2 protein-coding genes are annotated in these 2,009 nt (G+C 72.6%); both read right to left on the bottom strand.

Annotation, left to right across the window (positions count from 1 at the left end):
• Nucleotides 1–74 precede the first annotated feature (74 nt).
• Nucleotides 75–677, bottom strand: coding sequence for an OmpA family protein (locus tag B0W88_RS31445; RefSeq protein WP_077038378.1), 603 nt, complete (start codon nucleotides 675–677; stop codon nucleotides 75–77).
• 68 nt (nucleotides 678–745) lie between these two features.
• Nucleotides 746–2,009 (bottom strand): caspase family protein (locus B0W88_RS31440; RefSeq protein ID WP_144007128.1); only part of this gene is annotated, 1,264 nt, incomplete at its 5' end.

The following is a 2,009-nucleotide window of genomic DNA, read 5'->3' as shown; positions in this document are numbered from 1 at the left end:
CGGCAGTCGGGTCCAGGGCCGCCGGCTCGGTGCTCGGCGGCTCGTCTGGCTGGTCGCTCAAGGCGGAGCGACGCTCAGTTCCGGACGGTGACGATGGTCACGCGGCGGTTCTCGGGCGCGTCGACCTTGCCCTTGTTCATCGGCTCGCTGGAGCCCTTGCCGACCGGCGTCAGCCGCTCCGGCAGCAGGCCGGCGTGGCTGACCAGGTAGCTGGCCACCGACTCCGCGCGCAGCTGCGACAGCTTGCGGTTGGCCTCGGCGTCGCCGCGCGCGTCGGCATGGCCCTCGACCTTGAACGAGAAGCCGGCCAGCGCGTCGGACTGCAGCGCGCGGGCCAGCACGTCCAGCGCGGCGGCGGACTCGCCGGTCAGCTCGGCCGAGTTGGTGCCGAAGGTGATCAGCAGGCTGGCCTTGCCGGCCGCCGCCGGCTTGTTGGCAGCCGGCGCGGCGTTGCCGGTGCGGTTGGCTGCCTTGAAGCCGCGCGTGGCGCCCACCTGGGCCTCGGGGCCCTCGATGGCCAGCGCGTCGATCAGCGCCTGCTCGGTGACCTGCGAGCCCTTGAGCACCGGCGCCGCGGCCGGGGCCGAGGCCGCCTGCGCGAATGCGCTCAGGCTCAGCGTTAGCGACGCACCGGCCAGGGCCAGGCTGCGGATGATCTTGGTCGTCGTCGTCTTCATGTCGTGCCTCACTCTCTTCCTTCCACTCCAGATATGTCCCACGTGGGCGATGCTACGCCACGCAGACCTCATTGCGCACCGGCGTCGAGCTGCCGCTGCTCGAACAGGTAGTCGCCGCCGCGCTGGTGGCCGGCGGCGCTGGACGCCCCGTACTGCGGGCGCTGCGGCAGCTCCTTGGACACCGCGAAGCGCACGCGCTCGAACACATTGCCGCCGGCCTGCCACTGCTGCAGCTGGTCGAGCTGGTTCATCAGGTTCCAGGCGAAGGGCGAGTGGCCCTGCTTGCCGGCGTCGGACACCGGCTCGTTGCCGCCCGAGGACATCACCACCACCGACTTCTGCTGCAGCACCTGGGCCGGGTCCACCGGCGTGGCGCTGGCGCGGATGCGCTCGCTGTCGGCCACCAGGGAGCCGGAGTAGCAGCTGTCGGAAATCAGCGCCACCTGCGAGGCGCCGATCTGGCCGATCAGCTTGCCGATGTCGTTGTTGCTGAGCCAGGTCTCGGGCCGCTTGGCGTCGGCGTCGGACAGCAGCCAGTAGCCCTGCTTCGTGGCGTCCACCACGTCCCCGTGGCCGGCGTAGTACACCATCACCGAGTCGCGCGGGCCGGCGGACAGCGCGAGGCGGTTCAGCGTGCCGATCACCGCGGCCTTGGTGGCGTTCGGGATCACCACCGTCTCGTAGCCGAGCCGGGCCTCGAAGAGCTGCGCGATCGCCTGCGCGTCGCCGACCGCGTTGCTGAGCGACGGGATGCTGGTGTCCGCATAGTCGTTCACGCCGATCACCACGGCCACCTTGCGTTCGATCTGCGGCAGCGCGGCCAGCTTGACGTGGCGCCGTGCCGGCAGGCGGGCCGGCGGCGGCCCGGCGTTCGACGACAGCGCGGCGTCCACCGTGGCTCGCGCGGCCGGCGCCGTGGCGAAGGCCTGCGCCGTGCCGTCGGCCTGGGCCTTGCGCCGCAGCTCGGGTGTCACCACGCAGCCGCCGGCCGCGGCATCGCCGAGGTCCTGGCAGCTGCGCGCATCGGCCAGCCCGGGGTTCTTCTCCAGCTTGACCGTGGCCTCGGACAGCAGCGCCTTCTTGTACTCGCCGCGCTGGGCCAGCAGCGCGGACAGCGCATCCATCGACAGGCCCGAGAGCCGCACCGAGCCGAAGCTGGCGGCGCCGGCGGCCGCGCTGCCGCTGCTCGTCGTCGCAGCGGCGGCGGCCGAGGTGGCGCCGGTCGTGGTGCTCGTGCTGGTCAGGTCCAGCATGCCCGCATTCGCGCCGCCGGAGCTGCTCGTCGGCGCGACGGCGACGACCGTCGTCGCAGCCACCGCCGACTGGATCGCC

Source organism: Pelomonas sp. KK5 (assembly GCF_001984095.1).
In the GTDB taxonomy this organism is placed as follows: Bacteria; Pseudomonadota; Gammaproteobacteria; order Burkholderiales; family Burkholderiaceae_C; genus KK5.
Note: the sequence above shows the minus strand (reverse complement) of the source record. Positions and strands in the feature narration are given on the sequence as shown.

Excerpts from the sequence above, each read along its gene's own strand:
- B0W88_RS31445 (WP_077038378.1), bottom strand. The coding sequence starts at position 677 with ATGAAGACGACGACGACCAAGATCATCCGCAGCCTGGCCCTGGCCGGT.